At 40.0% G+C, this 20,418-nt stretch carries 15 protein-coding genes and 1 riboswitch; of the genes, 3 read left to right on the forward strand and 12 right to left on the reverse strand.

Features of this window, described 5'->3' with window-relative positions; genetic code table 11:
- Nucleotides 1-1,105 precede the first annotated feature (1,105 nt).
- The 3 genes from M5X66_RS12735 to speA all read right to left on the reverse strand — a co-directional run bounded on the left by M5X66_RS12735 (nt 1,106) and on the right by speA (nt 7,016).
- Entirely contained in the window at nt 1,106-2,542 is a 1,437-nt protein-coding gene (locus M5X66_RS12735) for a type III restriction endonuclease subunit R (protein ID WP_270103613.1), read from the reverse strand.
- Between the two features lie 1,304 nt (nt 2,543-3,846).
- Nucleotides 3,847-5,013, reverse strand: coding sequence for a phage integrase SAM-like domain-containing protein (locus tag M5X66_RS12740; RefSeq protein WP_270103614.1), 1,167 nt, complete (start codon nt 5,011-5,013; stop codon nt 3,847-3,849).
- Nucleotides 5,014-5,111: 98 nt separating this feature from the next.
- Nucleotides 5,112-7,016, reverse strand: coding sequence for a biosynthetic arginine decarboxylase (speA, locus tag M5X66_RS12745; RefSeq protein ID WP_036951222.1), 1,905 nt, complete (start codon nt 7,014-7,016; stop codon nt 5,112-5,114).
- Between the two features lie 687 nt (nt 7,017-7,703).
- Between speA and metK the strand changes: the two genes are divergently transcribed.
- On the forward strand, nt 7,704-8,855 hold the full coding sequence (gene metK / locus M5X66_RS12750) for a methionine adenosyltransferase (RefSeq protein WP_006661136.1): 1,152 nt from the start codon (nt 7,704-7,706) through the stop codon (nt 8,853-8,855).
- A gap of 193 nt (nt 8,856-9,048) precedes the next feature.
- On the opposite strand, the gene M5X66_RS12755 is transcribed toward metK, so the two are convergent.
- The 3 genes from M5X66_RS12755 to M5X66_RS12765 are packed head-to-tail and all read right to left on the reverse strand — an operon-like array spanning nt 9,049 to nt 10,244.
- Nucleotides 9,049-9,465: a DUF6691 family protein gene (locus tag M5X66_RS12755; RefSeq protein ID WP_270103615.1), complete on the reverse strand. Its 417-nt coding sequence runs from the start codon at nt 9,463-9,465 to the stop codon at nt 9,049-9,051.
- A 4-nt stretch (nt 9,466-9,469) separates the two neighbouring features.
- Nucleotides 9,470-9,907, reverse strand: a complete 438-nt coding sequence (locus tag M5X66_RS12760) for a YeeE/YedE family protein (RefSeq protein ID WP_036951224.1) — start codon at nt 9,905-9,907, stop codon at nt 9,470-9,472.
- A gap of 1 nt (nt 9,908) precedes the next feature.
- Nucleotides 9,909-10,244, reverse strand: a complete 336-nt coding sequence (locus M5X66_RS12765) for an ArsR/SmtB family transcription factor (RefSeq protein ID WP_036951248.1) — start codon at nt 10,242-10,244, stop codon at nt 9,909-9,911.
- A gap of 116 nt (nt 10,245-10,360) precedes the next feature.
- On the opposite strand from M5X66_RS12765, the gene M5X66_RS12770 reads away from it, so the two are divergent.
- Nucleotides 10,361-10,888 carry a SprT family zinc-dependent metalloprotease gene (locus M5X66_RS12770; RefSeq protein ID WP_270103616.1) on the forward strand — a complete coding sequence of 176 codons (528 nt, stop codon included), beginning with the start codon at nt 10,361-10,363 and terminating at the stop codon, nt 10,886-10,888.
- A gap of 31 nt (nt 10,889-10,919) precedes the next feature.
- On the opposite strand, the gene M5X66_RS12775 is transcribed toward M5X66_RS12770, so the two are convergent.
- The 3 genes from M5X66_RS12775 to hcp all read right to left on the reverse strand — a co-directional run bounded on the left by M5X66_RS12775 (nt 10,920) and on the right by hcp (nt 15,271).
- Nucleotides 10,920-11,990: a magnesium transporter gene (locus M5X66_RS12775; RefSeq protein WP_036951226.1), complete on the reverse strand. Its 1,071-nt coding sequence runs from the start codon at nt 11,988-11,990 to the stop codon at nt 10,920-10,922.
- 73 nt (nt 11,991-12,063) lie between these two features.
- Nucleotides 12,064-12,236, reverse strand: a riboswitch (M-box (ykoK) riboswitch).
- Between the two features lie 326 nt (nt 12,237-12,562).
- Nucleotides 12,563-13,567, reverse strand: a complete 1,005-nt coding sequence (hcr, locus tag M5X66_RS12780) for an NADH oxidoreductase (RefSeq protein ID WP_036951227.1) — start codon at nt 13,565-13,567, stop codon at nt 12,563-12,565.
- Nucleotides 13,568-13,618: 51 nt separating this feature from the next.
- A complete protein-coding gene (gene hcp / locus M5X66_RS12785) occupies nt 13,619-15,271 on the reverse strand; it encodes a hydroxylamine reductase (RefSeq protein WP_270103617.1) in 1,653 nt (550 codons plus the stop codon).
- Between the two features lie 272 nt (nt 15,272-15,543).
- Here hcp and clcA point away from each other — a divergent pair, with 272 nt between their 5' ends.
- A complete protein-coding gene (clcA, locus tag M5X66_RS12790; RefSeq protein WP_132496660.1) occupies nt 15,544-16,932 on the forward strand; it encodes a H(+)/Cl(-) exchange transporter ClcA in 1,389 nt (462 codons plus the stop codon).
- A 171-nt stretch (nt 16,933-17,103) separates the two neighbouring features.
- Here the strand turns inward: clcA and tehB are convergent, their stop codons facing one another.
- The 3 genes from tehB to M5X66_RS12805 form a co-directional block, all read right to left on the reverse strand.
- The gene (tehB, locus tag M5X66_RS12795; protein ID WP_036952043.1) at nt 17,104-17,991 is read right to left on the reverse strand and encodes an SAM-dependent methyltransferase TehB; all 888 of its coding nucleotides are present in this window, start codon (nt 17,989-17,991) and stop codon (nt 17,104-17,106) included.
- A 118-nt stretch (nt 17,992-18,109) separates the two neighbouring features.
- Nucleotides 18,110-19,189, reverse strand: coding sequence for a linear amide C-N hydrolase (locus M5X66_RS12800; protein WP_270103618.1), 1,080 nt, complete (start codon nt 19,187-19,189; stop codon nt 18,110-18,112).
- A 207-nt stretch (nt 19,190-19,396) separates the two neighbouring features.
- On the reverse strand, nt 19,397-20,173 hold the full coding sequence (locus M5X66_RS12805; protein WP_154609747.1) for a topoisomerase IV: 777 nt from the start codon (nt 20,171-20,173) through the stop codon (nt 19,397-19,399).
- Between the last annotated feature and the right edge of the window lie 245 nt (nt 20,174-20,418).

The raw sequence follows: 20,418 nt of genomic DNA on the forward strand, positions 1-20,418 counted from the left end.
AGGGATACGATTATTATGAAAAAACAATTTGAGCGAGTTCTATCACGCAGGGATAGTAACTCAGTTCTTAGTGGATAAGTACAATGGGTATTGTCTACTGACTAAATCAATGATGATCTGTTTTTCAGTACTTAAAAAAGCAAATTGATTTTCTTTTTGAGGCTTCACAAAGCCGAATAAAAGGAATCAATTTGAGCGAGTTCTATCACGCAGGGATGGTAACTCAGTTCTTAGTGGATAAGTACAATGGGTATTGTCTACTGACTAAATCAATGATGATCTGTCTTTCAGTACTTAAAAAAGCAAATTGATTTTCTTTTTGAGGCTTCACAAAGCCGAATAAAAGGAATCAATTTGAGCGAGTTCTATCACGCAGGGATGGTAACTCAGTTCTTAGTGGATAAGTACAATGGGTATTGTCTACTGACTAAATCAATGATGATCTGTCTTTCAGTACTTAAAAAAGCAAATTGATTTTCTTTTTGAGGCTTCACAAAGCCGAATAAAAGGAATCAATTTGAGCGAGTTCTATCACGCAGGGATGGTAACTCATTTCTTAGTGGATAAGTACAATGGGTATTGTCTACTGACTAAATCAATGATGATCTGTCTTTCAGTACTTAAAAAAGCAAATTGATTTTCTTTTTGAGGCTTCACAAAGCCGAATAAAAGGAATCAATTTGAGCGAGTTCTATCACGCAGGGATGGTAACTCAGTTCTTAGTGGATAAGTACAATGGGTATTGTCTACTGACTAAATCAATGATGATCTGTCTTTCAGTACTTAAAAAAGCAAATTGATTTTCTTTTTGAGGCTTCACAAAGCCGAATAAAAGGAATCAATTTGAGCGAGTTCTATCACGCAGGGATAGTAACTCAGTTCTTAATAAGTAGAACGAATTGATTATATGATGTGAAGTACCCTCTTGATAGAGGGTACAATCAGGAAAACCCTAAAACAGTTCGCTACTAAAGTAGCTTCTCTGTTTTAAGGCTTTCCTTCTTTTTGTATTTTATATGTCACAAATTTATTCCCTTATATCATTAAAGGCATTATTTTTATGACAAACTTTAATATCAGATGGTGTTTTTGACAAAGAACAAGATTACTTCTTTTTCTTTTTAACTGCTTTATTGTACTTATTGTGCATTTCATTTATTTCCTCAGTACTGAGATCTTTGTTGATTTCGTTTGAAAGAAATTTCTTAAACTCCTTAAGATCAAGCTCTGGATTCTTTTTTTTCCAGCGACTGAAGCGAGCAGCTTTTGTATTACAAAGAGTAAAGCGTTTTTCATTATTTGTAGAACCCTTTGGTCTTCCTCTTGGTACGCATTCATCATTATCGAGACCAAGATCTATATACTCAATATTATCAGTAAGATAGCTTGCCTGAGATTTATCGAAAACATAAACAGTCTGTATCTCATCACTATTATAATTTCTTGATATCCCTCTAAGTACAAATTGATGCAAACTTTCATATTCTCTAGCATGATGAATATCTTCCCTAGATAAACCAAAAAATAATTCACATTGTTTTGCTTCTACATCTGATGGTCTCATACTAGCAAGCCATACACAGGTTTTAATATTACTATACTGATTAAAACCTCTTGCATCAGGACTTATTTTTATACCTGCATCGAGCTTTTGAATATCATTATTATTTTGTGTCCAATAATATTCATTACCTATAAGTTCATCATTCAAGTGATTATATATTCTTTGTAGTTTTTCAGGGTTATTTTCCTTCCAACTTTTTGATAATTTTATATTTTTTGAAAAATAATAAACCTTAATTCTATCTTTAAGAGGAGTCTTCCTAACCATTAAGTCTTTAACTTTAACCTCTTCAAAAATATCTTTATATACTTTATATATTAATGTTTTTTCGAAATTGGCACTAAAAAATGTTATATCCAATTCGGCATAGCTATTAAGGTCTTTCCAACTTGTTATGTTTAATTGTGACTTTTCAGGATCTGAAAAAAAGCCATAATTCATTATAAAAAGGTGATTTTCTTTTATAATTGAAAACTCACTTGATATTCTACTCATTATATCTCCTTGAAAATCTAATTTACTTTTTGCTGTTATATACTTCCAGTCATCATCTAATTTTTCAATATCAGTTAACAATTCTCTTTTTATTATTTCCTTTATTTTAGAGTTATTTTCATTTATTGATTTAAATCCATGGAAGTTAGTTACATCATCTATATATATAATCCATCCAGATAAGAGGTCTATAGGTATTTTAAAAAAAGTTTTATCTGTAATGATTAGATTTCTATTACTTGGTTTATTCATGAATTTTGTAACAGCATCAATGACACTATTAGCATCAATGACACTATTAGCATTAAGTACTGTATCAGTAATAATACACTTACAATCATGGATTTTTTGTGCTGTATCTTTTGCTAGTTCTTGAGTGCTTTGGATAATTAAAAACCTATTTTCACTTTCATTGATTTTTTTACATATATAATGTGTTTTTCCAGAACCACATGGTGAAGAGACATATTTTATTTTACTCATTTAGCTTCCTTTTTTATGTTTGATTTCCTTTTCAAGTACTCATGTTTAACTTCATTATCACTGTACTAATATAATTATATTAATCATTCCTTAATGAATAAAAATATAAATAGCTCCGTTGAGGTGCATATGATTTTAATTATTCATTGTTTTATCTTAAAGATGATAGCGGCTAAATTGAAATTTAATTCAGTAGATAATTTGAGTTGTATTTAATTCGAGGTGAATCTACCACTTAAAATAAAATCTGTCAATTATTTTTTTAATTATTTTAAAATTAATTAAAATTTAAAACTGTGGGGTATTGTTTTTATTAGGTCAATAAAAGTAATAATAAATGCGAGGCGGAAGAAAATAATAAAAGTATAATTACTTTATTTCCAATAATATTATCAAATTATTATTTAATCATTTCATCCTTTAATTCCAATTACCATAATAAGTACTGAATTTTCATTACATACATTACATACATTACATACATTACATACATTACATACATTACATACATTACCTACTTAACTTTTTATCTCTTTCATATAAAAAAAGAACTATTTTTTACTTCAGTAAGGGATTACTTTAAGTATTCATAAAACAGTATATTACCCCTGATTCATAATAATTCGAGTACTAAAGACTGGTAACTTTGCCGCGAGTTCATATTGACACTCATTTTATACTAATAACAATACTACCCTATCAGTACTAATATATTTCATATACAACATAATTAATTATGATATGAGTACAAAATCTAATTAACAATAATGATAGGTTTTATCGGGTTAGGGTTCAGTACTAATGGAGCTAATTGATAAACTCAATAGTGATATTGATTTAATGATCAATAATCCCGATAGGTGATCATTAGTCAGTATAAAATGTCCAATGGTAATAATGTATCTCTTAATACCTCTGTTGACCCATTGGACACTTTTTCATAAAAACCACCTGCTTACCCTATCTCAAAAAACTTCAAGTACTAAAGGGCAGTAACTTTGCTGAGAGTTCATATCGTTCTCTATAAGATGGTAGCTATGTTCCAGTACTAGACCCTGATATAATCGAGTAAAACTCATGTACAACAAAGCTAGAATATACGCCTATAAGCTTTATAACCTATTGTAAGTACTAGTTAATTTACCTTTCTATGAACAGTATTCAGTACTGTTTAGTATTAGAAGACGAGTAATCCAGTACTGAAGGGTTGGGTACTAAAATAGTATCCAACCTTTATTTTCAATGTGTTATATGATTATTTGCGTGTTGATAGTAAATCAAGGATTTTATTATTCGTAAAATGATTAGGTAACATCAATTGCTTGTTTCATTAACAGAATTGGCTCCTTACTTCGATATACTACATCTGTCATCGTATTACTACTATGCCCTAAAATACTAAATCTAACATGGTCTGGAAGCTCTGGAACGTCTCTTAACCTATCGCTAAGGCTATACCGATAATCATGTGCTGTATGTTGTTCATTTAAGTTTTTAAATACTTTCGATACGATCCTTGAGGCTGGATTATGAACATTCCAAGGAAAAGTCGGCAGTAGCTCCATAATCCCAAGGCTAATGAGATCCTTATGGATTGGGATGTTTCTAACACTACTGATACTTTTAACTCTTTTTCCATCTTTACTATTAACACTGATACAAGCTACTTTCTGATTTCGATCGGTTATATAAACATAATCATCAATAGTTAACTGTATAGTTTCAGTTATACGCATCCCTGTGTAATATAATATTTGTAATAACCACCAAACATTCGATTTATATTCTACTGAATCCAGTACTCTATTATGCAATTCAAGAGGAATTAATGTTTTTGCTCTCAAATTCTTTACTTTTTTAAATCCCATACCAAGAAAAGGGTTTTTAGATAAGTAATCTCGTTTAACTGTTGCAAAGTTAAAAAGAGCTGAAATTTTCTTAAACATAGATTGGCGGGACGTATCGGATTTATATCTGTTTTTTAAGGTGTTTTTAAACTTAGATATTGAGAGTTTATCAAATGATTCTATATCACAGTCTCCATACCAACTGATGAAAAGATCTACTGCACCTTTATTTGATTTATAAGTTAAAGGTCTCCAGTCAGCTTCCATTTCATTGTACCATTCCTCTGCTACTAAACTTAACTTATGCCCCTGCTTTTTTATCTCCTGTTGAGTATCTAGCTCGCGATTAACCTTACCGTTAGTATTCATCCAGTGAATAAACCCTGCTTCTAGGTGTATCTCACTCTCAATATAGGTATCTCTATCTAATAATAAACATTCTCTAATCTGATGAAATTCATACTTTTTATTTTTTAATCTAATATAAGAGCTCAATAAAATCTTTGCTCTATTTGATGCTATCTGAAAATCCCTAGTTCTTAAGTCTAGTCGGATTAAACGACCATAATGAGATTTTTGCCAAACATAGTAACCACGATTATTACATGAAAAATACAGTGCCATAGAAAATCCTTGATTTACTATCAACACGCAAATAATCATATAACACATTGAAAATAAAGGTTGGATACTATTTTAGTACCCAACCCTTCAGTACTGGATTACTCGTCTTCTAAGTAAGTGTAACCGTACAACCCACTTTCAAACTCGTTCACAAAATCTTTTTGCAGCTCGTCACTCAGCCCAGTGCCTTTCACTTGCTCAATAAAGCTTTCTAACAGCACTTCAGGAACCAGCTTCACGTATTGCAGCATATCGGCAACTGAATCGCCCTCTTCACTTTGCAAGTAACGAATGCTGCCTTGGCTATCAACCCACACATCAATGGCGGCAGTATCGCCGAATAAGTTGTGCATGTTGCCTAAAATTTCTTGGTATGCCCCAATCATAAAGAAGCCAATCATCGGTGGATTTTCTGGATCATACGCTGGCATTGGCATGGTGGTTTCCACTCCATCACCGTCAACATAATGATCAATAATACCATCTGAGTCACAAGTGATATCTAATAATACCGCGCGTCTGTCTAACGGTTTATCTAAACCTTCAATTGGCAAGACTGGGAACACTTGGTCAATACCCCAAGCATCAGGGAGCGATTGGAACAGCGAGAAATTCACATAGAATTTATCCGCCATACGCTCTTGCAGCTCATCAATAATTGGGCGATGGGCGCGGTTGCTAGGGTCTAAATCTTGCTGAATACGGCGACAGATATTTAAGTATAGCTCTTCTGCCCATGCGCGTTGTGTTAAGTCCAACACGCCATGCGCATACTGGGTATGTGCTTCTTGCAAGTCAAACTGGCTATCGTGCAACCATTCACGCAGAGAACGGCTATTGCCTTGATGCTGCATGGATTCCCACGTTTCCCATAACGAAACCAGTGAACGTGGTGCGTCTTCGCTCGGAGGTGTGGTTTTGGTGAATTCGTTACGCTCAACCCCAATCACGTTAGAGACTAGCACGGTATGGTGAGCGGTCAATGCACGCCCAGACTCCGTGATCACTGTTGGGTGTGGCAAGTTAAATTCTTCACACGCATCGCCAATCGCCCAAATTACGTTGTTCGCGTATTCGTTCAAGCCATAGTTAACCGAACAATCTGACTGAGAACGCGTACCTTCATAGTCAACGCCTAAACCACCGCCCACGTCAAAGCACTGAATGTTGACACCTAATTGATGCAATTCGACGTAGAAACGGGCTGACTCACGAACACCTGTCGCGATATCACGAATATTCGCCATTTGAGAGCCTAAATGGAAGTGCAATAATTGCAGGCTATCCAAACGGTTCGCATTACGTAAAATTTCGACTAATTGCAGAACTTGTGTTGCTGCCAATCCAAATTTAGATTTTTCACCGCCACTCGCCTGCCATTTACCTGAACCTTGGGATGCTAAACGAGCACGAACACCTAAGCGAGGCGTCACTTCCAGCTTCTGGGCTTCTTCAAGTACCATCTCGATTTCAGACATTTTTTCGATAACCAGGTACACTTTGTGACCCAATTTTTCGCCAATTAGTGCCAGACGAATATATTCGCGATCTTTATAACCGTTACACACAATCACAGTGCGAGTGCGACCTGCGTTGGCTAATACAGCCATTAACTCCGCTTTTGAACCCGCTTCTAACCCTAAAGGCTCGCCAGAATTCACTAGAGATTCAATCACACGGCGTTGTTGGTTAACTTTAATTGGGTAAACTAAAAAATAGTCTCCTTTATAACCATAAGATTCGCGCGCACGTTGAAACGCTGCGTTAATTGAACGCAAACGGTGTTGCAAAATTTGAGGGAAACAGAACAGTGCAGGTAAACGTAAATGTTCCTGTTCTTCTTTAACTTGGTAGACTAAATCAGCTAAATCAACAAAGGTGTCAGGGTTTTCAGGATTCGGGCAAACACAGACATTTCCGCGCTCATTCACCTGATAGTAACCACCGCCCCAATACGCAATATTGTAAGTTTGGCGCATCTTGCGAGCGATATTATCATTCATAATAAACTCCTAGTATGGAGGGGTGAGTGATGCGTTCTCCTTCCAGACAAGCAGCGACCAAGCGCATGATGCAACTGGGCAGTAATGTCAGGGAAACAGCGATACTCAGATTGTAATTAAAAGTGCTTAGAACTTCTAAACGGTGACAATATATATCCACAGACTTAGCAGATTACTCTTTGAGATTACTGACTAAGCATTAAGGATCTATGATAGGTATGACGGTAACTTCGCGATGAAGTCAACATAGACAGGAAAGTAAAAGCCAATGTCACACGGCGATCCGCGTAAGACGGTTGGATACTGTTATTCAGCAGATTATGGATCATCGCCCATTAACCCCCAATATAACTGTTTTCCCCTTAAAAATTTTAATTAATATTAAAATTCAACCGGTTATAAACATTCCTGATAGAAAGCAGACTCATGGCTGACCTGCTGGTATATAGCGGGAAATTACAACCATCCGCTACGGTCGCAGTTTATACCTCGAATAGCCCCAAAATGCAAAAGCAAATTATCTAAAATTTCACATTTACAATAAAACTAACTGAATTAACCATTTATGCGCTTATCATTTTAGGCTTAAAAACAGGTAGAAATTATTCATTGAAAAGTCTAGAATAGCCGTCTAGATGTTAAAACATCCAACTATAATGTTCTTTGAATTCTTAAGGTATTAATCTCATGTCTACACACCTCTTTACTTCTGAGTCTGTATCAGAAGGGCATCCTGATAAAATTGCAGACCAAATTTCTGATGCGGTCCTTGATGCTATTCTTGAACAAGACCCAAAAGCGCGCGTAGCTTGCGAAACCTATGTCAAAACCGGCATGGTCATGGTTGGTGGTGAAATCACTACCAGTGCATGGGTCGATATTGAAGAAATTACGCGTAAAACCGTTCGTGAAATCGGTTATACCAGTTCAGACATGGGCTTTGATGCCAACTCTTGCGCAGTATTAAGCGCAATTGGTAAACAATCACCAGACATCAACCAAGGTGTTGACCGTGCAGATCCTTTAGAACAAGGTGCTGGCGACCAAGGTCTCATGTTTGGTTATGCAACTAACGAAACTGACGTATTAATGCCAGCACCGGTGACTTATGCACACCGTTTAGTGCAGCGCCAAGCTGAAGTCCGCAAAAATGGCACACTGCCATGGTTACGCCCTGATGCGAAAAGCCAAGTTACCTTCCAATACGATGACAACAAAATTGTCGGTATTGACGCGGTAGTTCTGTCCACACAGCACTCAGAAGATATTGACCAAAAAGCTTTACACGAAGCGGTAATGGAAGAGATCATCAAACCAGTTCTGCCTGCTGAATGGTTATCTCCAGCCACTAAATACTTCATCAACCCAACAGGTCGTTTCGTTATCGGCGGACCAATGGGTGACTGCGGTTTAACGGGTCGTAAAATTATCGTTGATACTTACGGCGGTATGGCTCGTCACGGTGGTGGTGCATTCTCTGGTAAGGATCCATCAAAAGTTGACCGTTCTGCTGCCTATGCTGCGCGTTATGTTGCAAAAAACATCGTTGCTGCTGGTCTAGCTGACCGTTGTGAAATCCAAGTTTCTTATGCTATCGGTGTCGCAGAGCCTACCTCTATCATGGTAGAAACTTTCGGTACTGGTAAAGTTGACGAAGCATTGCTAGTGAAATTAGTCCGCGAATTCTTTGATTTACGTCCTTACGGCCTGATTCAAATGCTGGATTTATTACACCCAATGTACCAACAAACAGCTTCTTACGGTCACTTTGGTCGCCCACAATTCCCGTGGGAAAAAACCGACAAAGCGGCACAACTGCGCGAAGCTGCTGGTCTATAATTTTCGCTAACGGTCACTGACGCTAAGCGTAAAAATCAGCTTAAAAAACCCATCTTAATGATGGGTTTTTTTGTATCTAAAATTGCTCACTGATGTGATGAGTTAAATAACTTTTCTATTTGCCTCATATTTTGGGTCGAATAATCCCATTAATTGACTCATTCATCTTGATTGCTTTTCGGTGCATTGAAACTTACTTTTCAGTACGTTGAAATAACTGGAAAATGGCCATTCCTGCTATCATTGCCAACGCAAACAAAATACCTTGAGTCAGCCCCATACCGGTTAATAAAATGGCAGGTCCCGGGCAAATTCCCCCAAGTCCCCAACCTAAACCGAACAACACGCTGCCTATCACTAATTTTTTATCAATAACTTTACTGGTTGGGATCTGCAATGGGCAATTCAGTACACTCGTTTTGCGCTTTTTCACTAACTGGAATGCGATACCGCTTATCACCATTCCCACTGCCATGGTAACCAACAAAGAGGGATCCCAATTCCCCGTGATATCCAGAAATGCCAAAATTTTTGCGGGATTACCCATACCAGCTAGTAGTAAGCCCAGTCCAAATAAAATACCGGAAACTAACGCGATAATAATTGGCATTACTTTATCCCCTTAACCCAAAGTGGTTAATCACAGCGACCGTGATAAATGCCACCAGCATAAAAACAACGACCGCCACCATGGAACGACGGGAAAATCTCGCCATGCCACAAATGCCATGCCCACTGGTACAACCGCTACCTAATCGTGTCCCAAAGCCCACTAACAACCCCGCAGCTATCAGTAATGGCGTGCTCGTTGCGATAGTGACTTCTGGCGTATACACAAAGGTAATAAACAGCAATGGCGCAACTAAGATCCCGACAATAAACGCCAGTTTCCATGCTGTGTCCCCTTTAGTGGGTTTAAGGACTCCCGCTAAAATCCCGCTGATCCCAGCAATTCGCCCATTAAAAATCAATAATATTGCCACCGCTAAACCAATCAACACACCGCCAATCGCCGCAGAGCCTGGCGTAAAATGCGCCCAATCAATCGTCATTTTAATTCCCCTTCACAGGACAATAGAGTTGATACAACGTATTGAGTAAGGTGAATAATTTCTCATCCGCAATAGAGTAATAGATTCGCTTACCTTCTCGACGCGTCGCGACTAATCCTTCATTTCTTAATACGGTTAACTGCTGGGATAACGTCGGCTGCACAATCCCTAACGAGGCTTCTAAATCACTCACACAAGCCTCGCCTTGTGTTAACTGGCACAGCAATAATAATCGGTCTGGATTCCCGAGTGTTTTTAATAATGACGCAGTTTGCGTTGCTGCTTGAGTCATTGCTAAAAGCAGCTGTTCTGAGTTTGATTGTTCACTCTTTGACATCATTGGATCTCTTGTTACTATGTATAATATTATACTATTTAATAATATATGTTTTGATATATTGAATGTCAATTATCACTTGTTGTTACTATATGACTTCACGTATTCTTGAGGACATGAAAACAATCCGAGTACCCATTCTGCTTCAACAGCGAGTGATGAAAACCCTACGTGAAAAGCTCGCGTTAGCTGAAGAAAAACTGGAACAGAAATTTCCAAAGCCCGCTATCAACTATAAACAGCGTGGAACCACCGCGGGCAGCGCCTATTTAAAAGATTGGGAAATTCGCGTTAATCCTACGTTGTTAATTGAAAATCCAGACAATTTTGTGGACGAAGTGATCCCCCATGAGCTCGCCCACTTGCTGGTTTACCGTGTATTTGGACGTAAAGGGGTCGCCCCTCATGGCAATGAGTGGAAATGGATGATGCAGACTGTTTTAGGGGTAACGGCGAAACGGACTCACAACTTTGCGGTGACCAGCGTCAAAAGCCAAACTTTTCGTTATCTTTGTGGTTGCGACACAATTCATGAACTTACCATTAGAAGACATAACAAAGTTGAGCGCGGGGAAAATCAGTATTTATGTCGAAAATGCGGGGAAATTCTCAAGCGAGAAATTGAGCCAGCGGCAGAGTGTTAATTCCCTGCCGCATCAAGAGGTAGAACCGAACTTAAGCGAACTCCGTCATCACTAATTTCGCGATTTCAAAGTAAATAATCAAGCCAGTACCATCAATAAATGTCGCGATAAATGGCGCAGAAACCACCGCTGGGTCAACCTTCAGCTTCTTCAGAACCATTGGAATAATCGAAGAAACAATCGCGCTCCACACGGTAATAGCCACAATCGTTAAGCTCACCACGATAGTCACTTCATGACCCACACCTAAGATCCAAGCACGAATTAACGCCGCGCCACCAATGGTGACAGCCACTAAGAACGAGGTTGACACTTCTTTTTTCAATACCGCACCGAGGTTACGTAAACTCACCTCCCCCAACGCCATCGCTCTCACGAGGGTCGATGTGATCTGAGTTCCGCTGTTTCCGCCGGTACCAATCAATAATGGAATAAAGAACGCCAGTGAAATAGCGGCTTCAAGTTGCTCTTCGAACGCTTTTAGCACGGTTCCAGTATAGGCTTCCGCCACAAACAACATTAATAACCACACAACACGCTTACGCCATAAAGTGACTGGACTGGTGGTTAAATACGGCTCTTCGAGTGGCGTAGTAGCCCCCTGCAATTGTGCATCGAGGGTATTTTCGTCTTCAATAAGTTCTGCGATATCTTGAGGACGTAATACACCCATTAACTTGCCGAACTGAACAACAGGGATCATATCCAAACCACTATGATTAATTAAATCATAAACATCATGGCGTGATTGTTCAGGGGAAACAGAGAAATAATTGTGGCGCATAATATCCGACACTAATAAATCTTCTGCTGAGGCAAGTAATGATTTAACGGACAGAATTCCATTTAAATAGTTTTCACTATCTACGACAAATAAATACGTTGGAATTTGTTCGCCTTCGAGATGTTCAATAAGACTTTTCTTCACACATGCCACAGAGTCGGCAACCGATACTGGCAAATATGATTGGCTCATATAAGCGTGAACAGTTGAATCATCAATTTTAGTTGGCTGTGATTGATTAGACTTTTGACGAGCGTCTTTCATCGCGGACTGTGCAATAGCTACTGCACCCGCTTTGTTCTGGGTAGAAAATGACATTTTTTTAGTCCCTATTACTGTTGTTTACTCAAACAGTACTCACATAGGGGCGAAACCAGATGAGAGAATGCGATTGCTATCTCTTCGTCTCGGTTTTAGCACTATACAACGTATCCTGAATCAATCAGGAAGTTACATGGGGATATACCTTCGGTCGATATATCCTGTCCTAATCTTGGGCGTCTCTCGACGTCGTCAGATCAGTAACCTATGTTTGTATAGGAGCCTCGCCTAACGAGTTACTGCACTTTGGATGCGGCGCGAATTATACCCACTGAGTGTTCAATTACCACCCTTTTACCCCTCTCTTTTTTTAATAGCCCACCCTCGTTTAAGTTTTGTTTAAGTTAATGTATATCAAGAATTCACCGTGTAACCATTTGTAACTTTAATAGAAACTTATATTATTCATAATACATAAAGTCATAATCACGCTATAAATTACTTTATTATTTTTTGATTATCTTTTGCCGCTAAAATACATGGATTAATAAACAAAAAAGCCACCTTATTTATATTCATAATAAGATGGCAATTAATGAGGCATTTAATTTTATATTATCGAAAATCGATTAAGCGATTTCTGTGTCGCCTTGTAATTGGCAACTGCACGCTAAAACATAGCCATTAGCAATTTCGTCTGCGGTTAATGTCATGGTGCTACTGGTTGTATAATTCCCCGAAAGCACTTTGGTTTTACAGCTACCACATACCCCTGCGCGACACGCGGCAATCACCGGTTGTTTATTCTGTTCTAACGCAGACAAAAGCGATGTTCCCACCGGTACAGTGAAATTCGCTAAACGGTGACGAATTTTTAAGTTCAGTACCTCTTCACTCACGGCTTCATCACCACCAGTAGTAAAGCGCTCCATAAAGAAGTGATCCGCTGGCACGCCTAGTGCCTTAGAAAATTCCTGCACATTTTTCATATATGGGACAGGCCCGCAAGTCATTACCACTCGCCCATGAATATCCGGTACTAACTCCAGCAATTTTTCTTGGCTTAAACGACCTTGTGCAACACCGCCGTTATCAGGTGTTTCAGGCATGATGCACAGTTGCAAACGTTGCGGATATTGCTGCACTAATCTTTGCCACTCATTGGCAAAAATAACCTGCTTTTCATCTCGCACATTAAACAGCACTTTGACATCCGTTTCAGGGCGATTCGCCATCAACCAACGGGTCATCGACATAATCGGCGTGACACCACAACCCGCTGCTAACATTAAATATTGGTGGCTTTGAACATTGGCACAAGTAAACTCCCCTTGCGCCTCAGACAACCAAAGATAATCCCCTGGTTTTACTGCTCCAGTCAACCAACAAGAGCCTGTCCCCTCGTCTAATCGTCTCACTGTAATGGAGATAAAACGGCTTTGCCCCGGCGATGAAGACAAGGTGTAAGCACGCATCACGTCATCACTGTTTTTGATACTCACCAGCGCATACTGTCCTGGTTCATATTGGTAAAAATCATGATTAATCAGATTAATAGTCCAAACATCTGGGGTTTCCTGCACAATCGAGTGAATTTGCATTCTGTTCGGACATAGGCTTGTTGGCATGGTCATGGGTTACTCCTTGCAAGGGGGAAAGCCGCTTCCCCCTTGGTTTCCATCAAATTACGCAGGCAGGATTTCCGCCAGATCTTGTTCAACCGTGGTAATGCTGCGCATACCGAATTTTTCATTCAGAATATTCAGCAGATTTTCGGTTAAGAAGCCCGGAGCCGTTGGACCGGTGTAAATGTTTTTCACACCCAGAGCAAGCAGGGTTAACAAGATCACAATGGCTTTTTGCTCGAACCAAGAGAGAATCAGGCTCAGCGGTAAGTCATTTACACCACAACCTAATTTCTCCGCTAAGTTCACCGCTAACATAATGGCAGAATAGGCATCGTTACATTGACCCACATCCAGTAAACGCGGTAAGCCTTCTAAGGTACCAAAGTCCAATTTGTTGAAACGGTATTTACCGCAAGCTAGCGTTAAAATCAGGCAGTCTTTCGGTACGCTGCGAGCGAAATCAGTGTAGTAACTGCGCTCACCACGGCTACCGTCACAACCACCGACTAAAAATATGTGGCGTAATTTTTTCTGAGCAACAAGATCAATCACTGCATCCGCAGCGCCCAGCAGGGTTTGACGACCAAAACCGACGGTAATTTTGTGTTCGATTTCAGTGTATGGGAAGCCCGCCATTTCCTGCGCTTGCGCTATCATTTCCGCAAAACTGTCGCCTGTAATGTGTTTCACACCCGGCCAACCCACAATGCTGCGAGTCCAGATACGTGCTTTATACTCACCCACATCAGGGTCGATAATGCAGTTAGAGGTCATTAAAACAGGGCCCGGGAACTTAGCAAATTCCACTTGCTGATTCTGCCAGCCACTGCCGTAGTTACCCACTAAATGAGCGTATTTTTTCAGTTCAGGATAACCATGAGCAGGCAGCATTTCACCGTGAGTGTAAATATTAATGCCTGTGCCTTCGGTCTGTTCTAACAACATTTTTAAATCTTTCAGGTCGTGACCTGAAATCAAAATACATTTACCGGCAACTGGGCGCACGTTAACTTCCGTTGGAACTGGATGACCAAATTCTCCGGTTTCACCTGCATCCAGAATTTCCATGATTTTGAAGTTCATCATGCCGATAGCCATTGCATTGTCGAGCAGCTCATTCATATCCGCTGGCAATGTGCCTAACCACGCCATAATTTCATGGTATTGAGCATAAATCTGGTTATCAAACTGACCTAAAACGTGAGCATGCTCCATATACGCCGCCGCACCCTTCAAGCCATACAGGCACAGCATACGTAAACCATGAATATCATCGCCAATTTGCGCTTTATCGACATCTAACGCAAATTGTGCCGCTTGCTGTTGCAGAGTCGCAATATCCTGCCCTGCTAATTGCAGGTTGATTAGCGGGTGATTAAATGCCACTGCGCTATTCACTGACAGGCAGTGTTTGATTAATTTATCACGCAGATAAATGGCTTCACGGGCATAACCGATAATACGTTCAGAATCGAAGTTAACATTGGTCAATGTAGAGAAGAAAGCGCGCGGTGCGAAACTGTCCACATCATGATCAATAATGCCCAGTTCACGAGCCACCACCGCACTTGCAGATAAGCTTTGCAGGACAGCAACTAATAAATCTTGCAGGTCTGAAGTTTCAGCGGTTTTACCGCACATACCTTGCGAATAAGCGCAGCCATTGGTTGCTGGAGTTCTAATTGTTTGTTCACATTGCACACAATACATGGAGGAAACCTCTTTAAGTTGCATTTCATATACAACATTAAGATTACCCCTTTTAAATAAATAGAAAAGCACCTTAAAATTCTATTTGCAGGTTTGTTGATCTACATTAACTTTCACTATAAATAAGAATTATTCAATGTTGTAAAATAGGCAGTTTCACTAAGCCCAGTTGATTTTTTGCTGGGGTTTCAAAGCAGTATTGCTATACTATGTTTATCATTCATACTTCATAAGTTATTGTTGTTAAATCATTTTAAGAGAATCAAAAAGCGATGATGCAGGCTAATTCGACTCCAAAATCAGACAACAAAACCCATTTTAGTTTTTTACGTCACGTGAAAGAATCCGATAAAACACCACTCAAAGTGCTTGTTTTAGCGGCTATTATTGGTGCCGTCGTTGGGCTGATAGGCTCCCTGTTTATGCTAGGGACTGAGTGGGTCAGCAATATTCGTATCGCATCTGTTAACCAATATGTCACCAACAAATGGTTGGTGATTCCTGCCATGTTTGTGGCTTCCGCCCTATTAGCCATGCTTGGCTACTATTTGGTTAAACGCTTTTCACCTGAAGCGGGAGGCTCTGGGATCCCAGAAATCGAAGGGGCACTGCAAGATTTGCGCCCTGTCCGTTGGTGGCGAGTGATCCCAGTGAAATTTATCGGTGGGTTAGGTACGTTAGGCTCCGGCATGGTGCTCGGTCGTGAAGGTCCCACCGTGCAACTGGGGGCGAACATTAGCCAAATGTTTTATGACCTATTTCGCCTCAAAGATAATGAATCTCGCCATACATTATTGGCTGCGGGTGCCGCTGCAGGCCTTTCTACCGCCTTTAATGCCCCATTAGCGGGGATACTGTTTATCATCGAAGAGATGCGCCCACAATTTAAATACAGCCTTATTTCCATCAAAGCCGTGTTTATTGGTGCCGTCAGTGCCACCATTGTCTTTCGCCTAATTAATGGCGAAGCCGCGGTATTAAACATTGGGCAATTCTCCTCTGCCCCCATGGAAACCCTGTGGTTATATCTGATTTTAGGCATGTTATTTGGAATTGTGGGCATTGGCTTTAACCGCTTCTTGCTCTATCTGCAAAGCCTATTTTTAGCTTTCTACCAAAATAAAGTATCACGGTTTGTTTTGATGGGTGGTTTGATTGGGGGTAGCTGTGGCGCTATCGGTGTATTTGCGCCAGAAGTTGTGGGTGGCGGCTATAGCGTGATCCATCAAATGGTCGCCAATAGCTTTACTATCACCATGCTGATGGTCTTTTTTGCCCTGCGCTTTTTAACCTCAACCATCAGCTTTAGTTCTGGTGCGCCAGGTGGGATTTTCTCGCCGTTATTAGCCCTTGGCACGCTATTTGGAGGCATTTATGGTTATGCGGCACTGGAGCTGTTCCCAAATTATTCGATTGAAGTCGGTACCTTTGCAATAGCCGGCATGGGAGCGTTGTTTGCCGCGACAGTGCGTGCGCCATTAACGGGCATTGTCTTAGTGTTGGAAATGACCAATAACTATCAATTGATTTTACCGATGATTATTACCTGTATTGGCGCAACAATGGTGGCACAATTCTTAGGGGGTCGACCACTTTATTCTGTGCTGCTCGAAAAAACCTTAGAGCGCAGCGAAAAACAAGCAGCAGCGTCCAAGCCCTAAAATTCATTTTTCCCTAACCATAGAACGCATAATGGGTTGCCTAGGCAACCCATTATGTTGATGACAAAGAGGGATAAAAGCGTGGTTTTTCCCTCTTTGTGTTATCAGGCGAAAATCAATAAATTGATTTTCCTCGTTAATTTTACAACCTATTATCTTCGCTATCGCAGGTTATTTTTTCTTAGCTATCAGCGTTGCAAAGTTCAGTTTAATTCGGTTACCTTGCGCATCCGTTCTGTGCAAGTGTCCTGGGTTTTCATTGTATTTGAGGATTTCCCAGTCTTGATAATATTGCTGTAATTCACCCGGTTTTAAGAAGCACTTAAATGGCACCATATCCAGTGGCGCATCTGGCGTTTCTACCGCGCATACCACAATATTAATTCCACCCTCTACAGTGTGTGATTGCATATCCGCGATAATGTCAGCAATTTTATCCCGTTGTAAGAACATCAACACGACGGTAGAAATAATCAAATCATAGTCACCTTGGATTTGGTGACTATTAATGTCATACAGCGCGGTATGGATGTTCTCTATGCCCGATTGCTGCTTAACAGTTTCGATGGCTTGAATATGGTTTTGGTTAATATCCACTGCCGTCACATCATACCCTTGCTGGGCAAGGTAGAAGCTATTACGCCCACGACCTGAACCTAAATCCAATACTTTGCAAGGTTTTGCTAAGTTATTCTCGCAAAGATAGCGCACTTCAGAGTGAGGCACGCTGAGATCATACCGCTTATAAAACTCAATTTCAGGGCGGCATAAAAAAGAGAGTTGGCAACGCATATCATCGCTGCAATCAGCAATACGATGCCAGACTTGAGGCTCAATCACGGGTGGTTGGTTTTGCGTATCAAACGTAAATTTTTGCTCGCTACCGTCTTCATCAAAAATAATAAAATCGAGGGAGCCTTGTAACACTTTCAATTGGGCGAATGTATCTTCTTTGGTGTTATGGCGGTCTTGGAACATTAATGGAACCGAAGCCTTATCCCAAACAGGCATGGTTTTGTAGCACACTAATTCAGTCATGGGGTCACCTTTAAGTTGCATATTAAATACATCTTATGCCGTTCATCTTAATAGTGCAACGTTTTCATAGATAAAGAATGAATGAGTTGATGTGCATCAACCTCCTGCTGTACAGGAGGTTAAACTCGGGATCTTGGACTTAGTAGCCCAGCTGCTCTGCACTCAGTCCCAAAAATTCAAACGGTTTGGTATCAACATATTGCGCGGTCGCATCACCCGAATAAATATGGCTTTGCTCTTCACCGAGATCTAATTTTTTCACTTTTCCGGTCTCATTGGAAAAATCAATTTTCTTTAGATCCGTCCAAAAAATATTTGGCGTTAAAGCAGACTCAAAGAAATAGAGTTGACGCTTACTATCAACCAGTGTGCGCCAACGGGTAGATGAAATCTCAGGGGACGTTTCAGACGTTAAACCGTATGGAACAGACACATTACGAATAACCCCAAACACACTGGCAACCGCTTTATTTGGCGTTGTTTTTTGTGGAATAGCATTAATGTAGAACTGCGCTCGAGCGAAACGATCCGCTGAGCGGTTGGTCCCTGGTAGCATTACCGTGCCACCAATACCTTGCCAATACTCTTGCATTGCTAACTGCTTTTCATAAGCCGGAGAGTTAGTCATGACTTGGTATTTACGGCTATGGTGAATGACTTGTTTGCCATCGATAAATTCGATAATCGCGCTATCACCACTCGCATCGGAAAGCGACAAGTGCAAAGTCGCTAAGCGATTTTGTCCCGGAACCTTATCAGTCGCGACTATCAGAGGCGTTTTTTCTAATGCGGCAACCGCTTCTTCAACCGTGGCATAGTTATCCAACATATATTGCGCCCATAGTGAAATAGACAATGCGGGCTTTTTATTATCTAACTCAGGGTATTTCGATTCGGCCAGCCAGAGTAAGTTTGCTACTAACCCTTTTTCATTAACACCATCCGTCGTAGAAATATCGTAACCTGACGCTATCACGCTACCGTATTTGGATTTCCATTTGAGTGATTGTGGTCCTGCTGCCCCACTTCGCTCCATTCCTCGTGGAAAAATCCATAAATTGGTACCCACATCATATTTCCAATCCATGGTTCTACCGGTCATAATTTGTTGGTCTTCCCCGAGATAAACAACGCGGGTACAAGCCTGAGAAACCATGGCAGGAACATAAATTGCAGCGATGGTTAAGAGCGTTACAATGCTTTTCTTCACAAATCGCATCTTGCCTCCAAATGGTATTGAATGAGTAGCGCAGATAAGCCACGCGAATAAATAACTACTATTTATATTAGACAGTATATCGTTTTCGGCGTGTTATTAGAGGATAGATATTGAAACAAAATGCAACAAGGATTAACTCACTCGATCAAACTGTTGACGTTTTCCAGTGAGTTAATCCTATTAAAAGATGGAATGGATTAGCCGGCGCTATTGTTTTTTCTTTGCAGAAAACCATGAGCGCAATAATGCTGCTTTTTTCTGATTGTCAGGAATATTTAGCGCGGAGTCATACAAGCTAATTGAAATTTGGCAAACTGTTGCAGGTGATTTTTTCCCAGCCTTTACATCAATCAGCATGGTAACGTCATTTCCATATTTTTCCGTTAATCCGATTCTCAGGGAGTCCATCAATGCCTGATACTCTTCTTCAGATAACGTTGTACGCTTCTCGCTTGTTTCGCTAGAAATCAACAAGGCATTGATTGCACTCACTTGTTTTAATAAGACATCTTGGCTTTTTTGTGGCGGAATGACATCCTCAGGATCCCTTAACTGTGGGAATAACGCGTCATAACACATTTTCCCGGATGGGTCTTGCTCTAACAATGATTTGATATTGTCGTTCACTTTAGCGACAAAATTAATTACTGTTTCATCGGAGGCATAAGGCATGCGCTCAACGACCAGATTCATTGATTGGCTAACAACCTGATCCAATAATTGACGACGTAAGTCTTCGTTAGCAGGATCATATTGAGACATTAAAGGCTCAAAGCTCTGGTAAGTGACAGGGCTTAATTTTTTGATAGTGACTAAAATCGGCAGTTCTTTTTCAACTTGAGCAATGGCCTCTGAATGAATTTCGCTATTACTTTCCGTCGATAGTACGTTGTTGTCTTTACTTAACCAGTAAAAACCCAGCGCAAAGATAATAAAAATGATGCTAACGACTACTGCGATTTTGCGTGAACTGTTTGTATTCAAAGTGAATCTGCCTTTTAACAATCTGTCTTTTAACAATTTGTTGTTAACAACAAAAGCCAAAAAACCAATACTCAATAATAAACTCTTATTATTCTAGTCGTGAATGCGACCATATCGCTATAGGAATAGGAGTAAATGCGAAGAAAAAAGTAGAAAATTAACAGTTCTAATCAGAATTAAGAATGAAAAAACCGCAGACACTTATTTCAGTCCCTGCGGCTTTGATAAATTGAAGGAAACGCATT

The sequence above is a fragment of the Providencia sp. PROV188 genome, from assembly GCF_027595165.1.
In the GTDB taxonomy this organism is placed as follows: Bacteria; Pseudomonadota; Gammaproteobacteria; order Enterobacterales; family Enterobacteriaceae; genus Providencia; species Providencia lanzhouensis.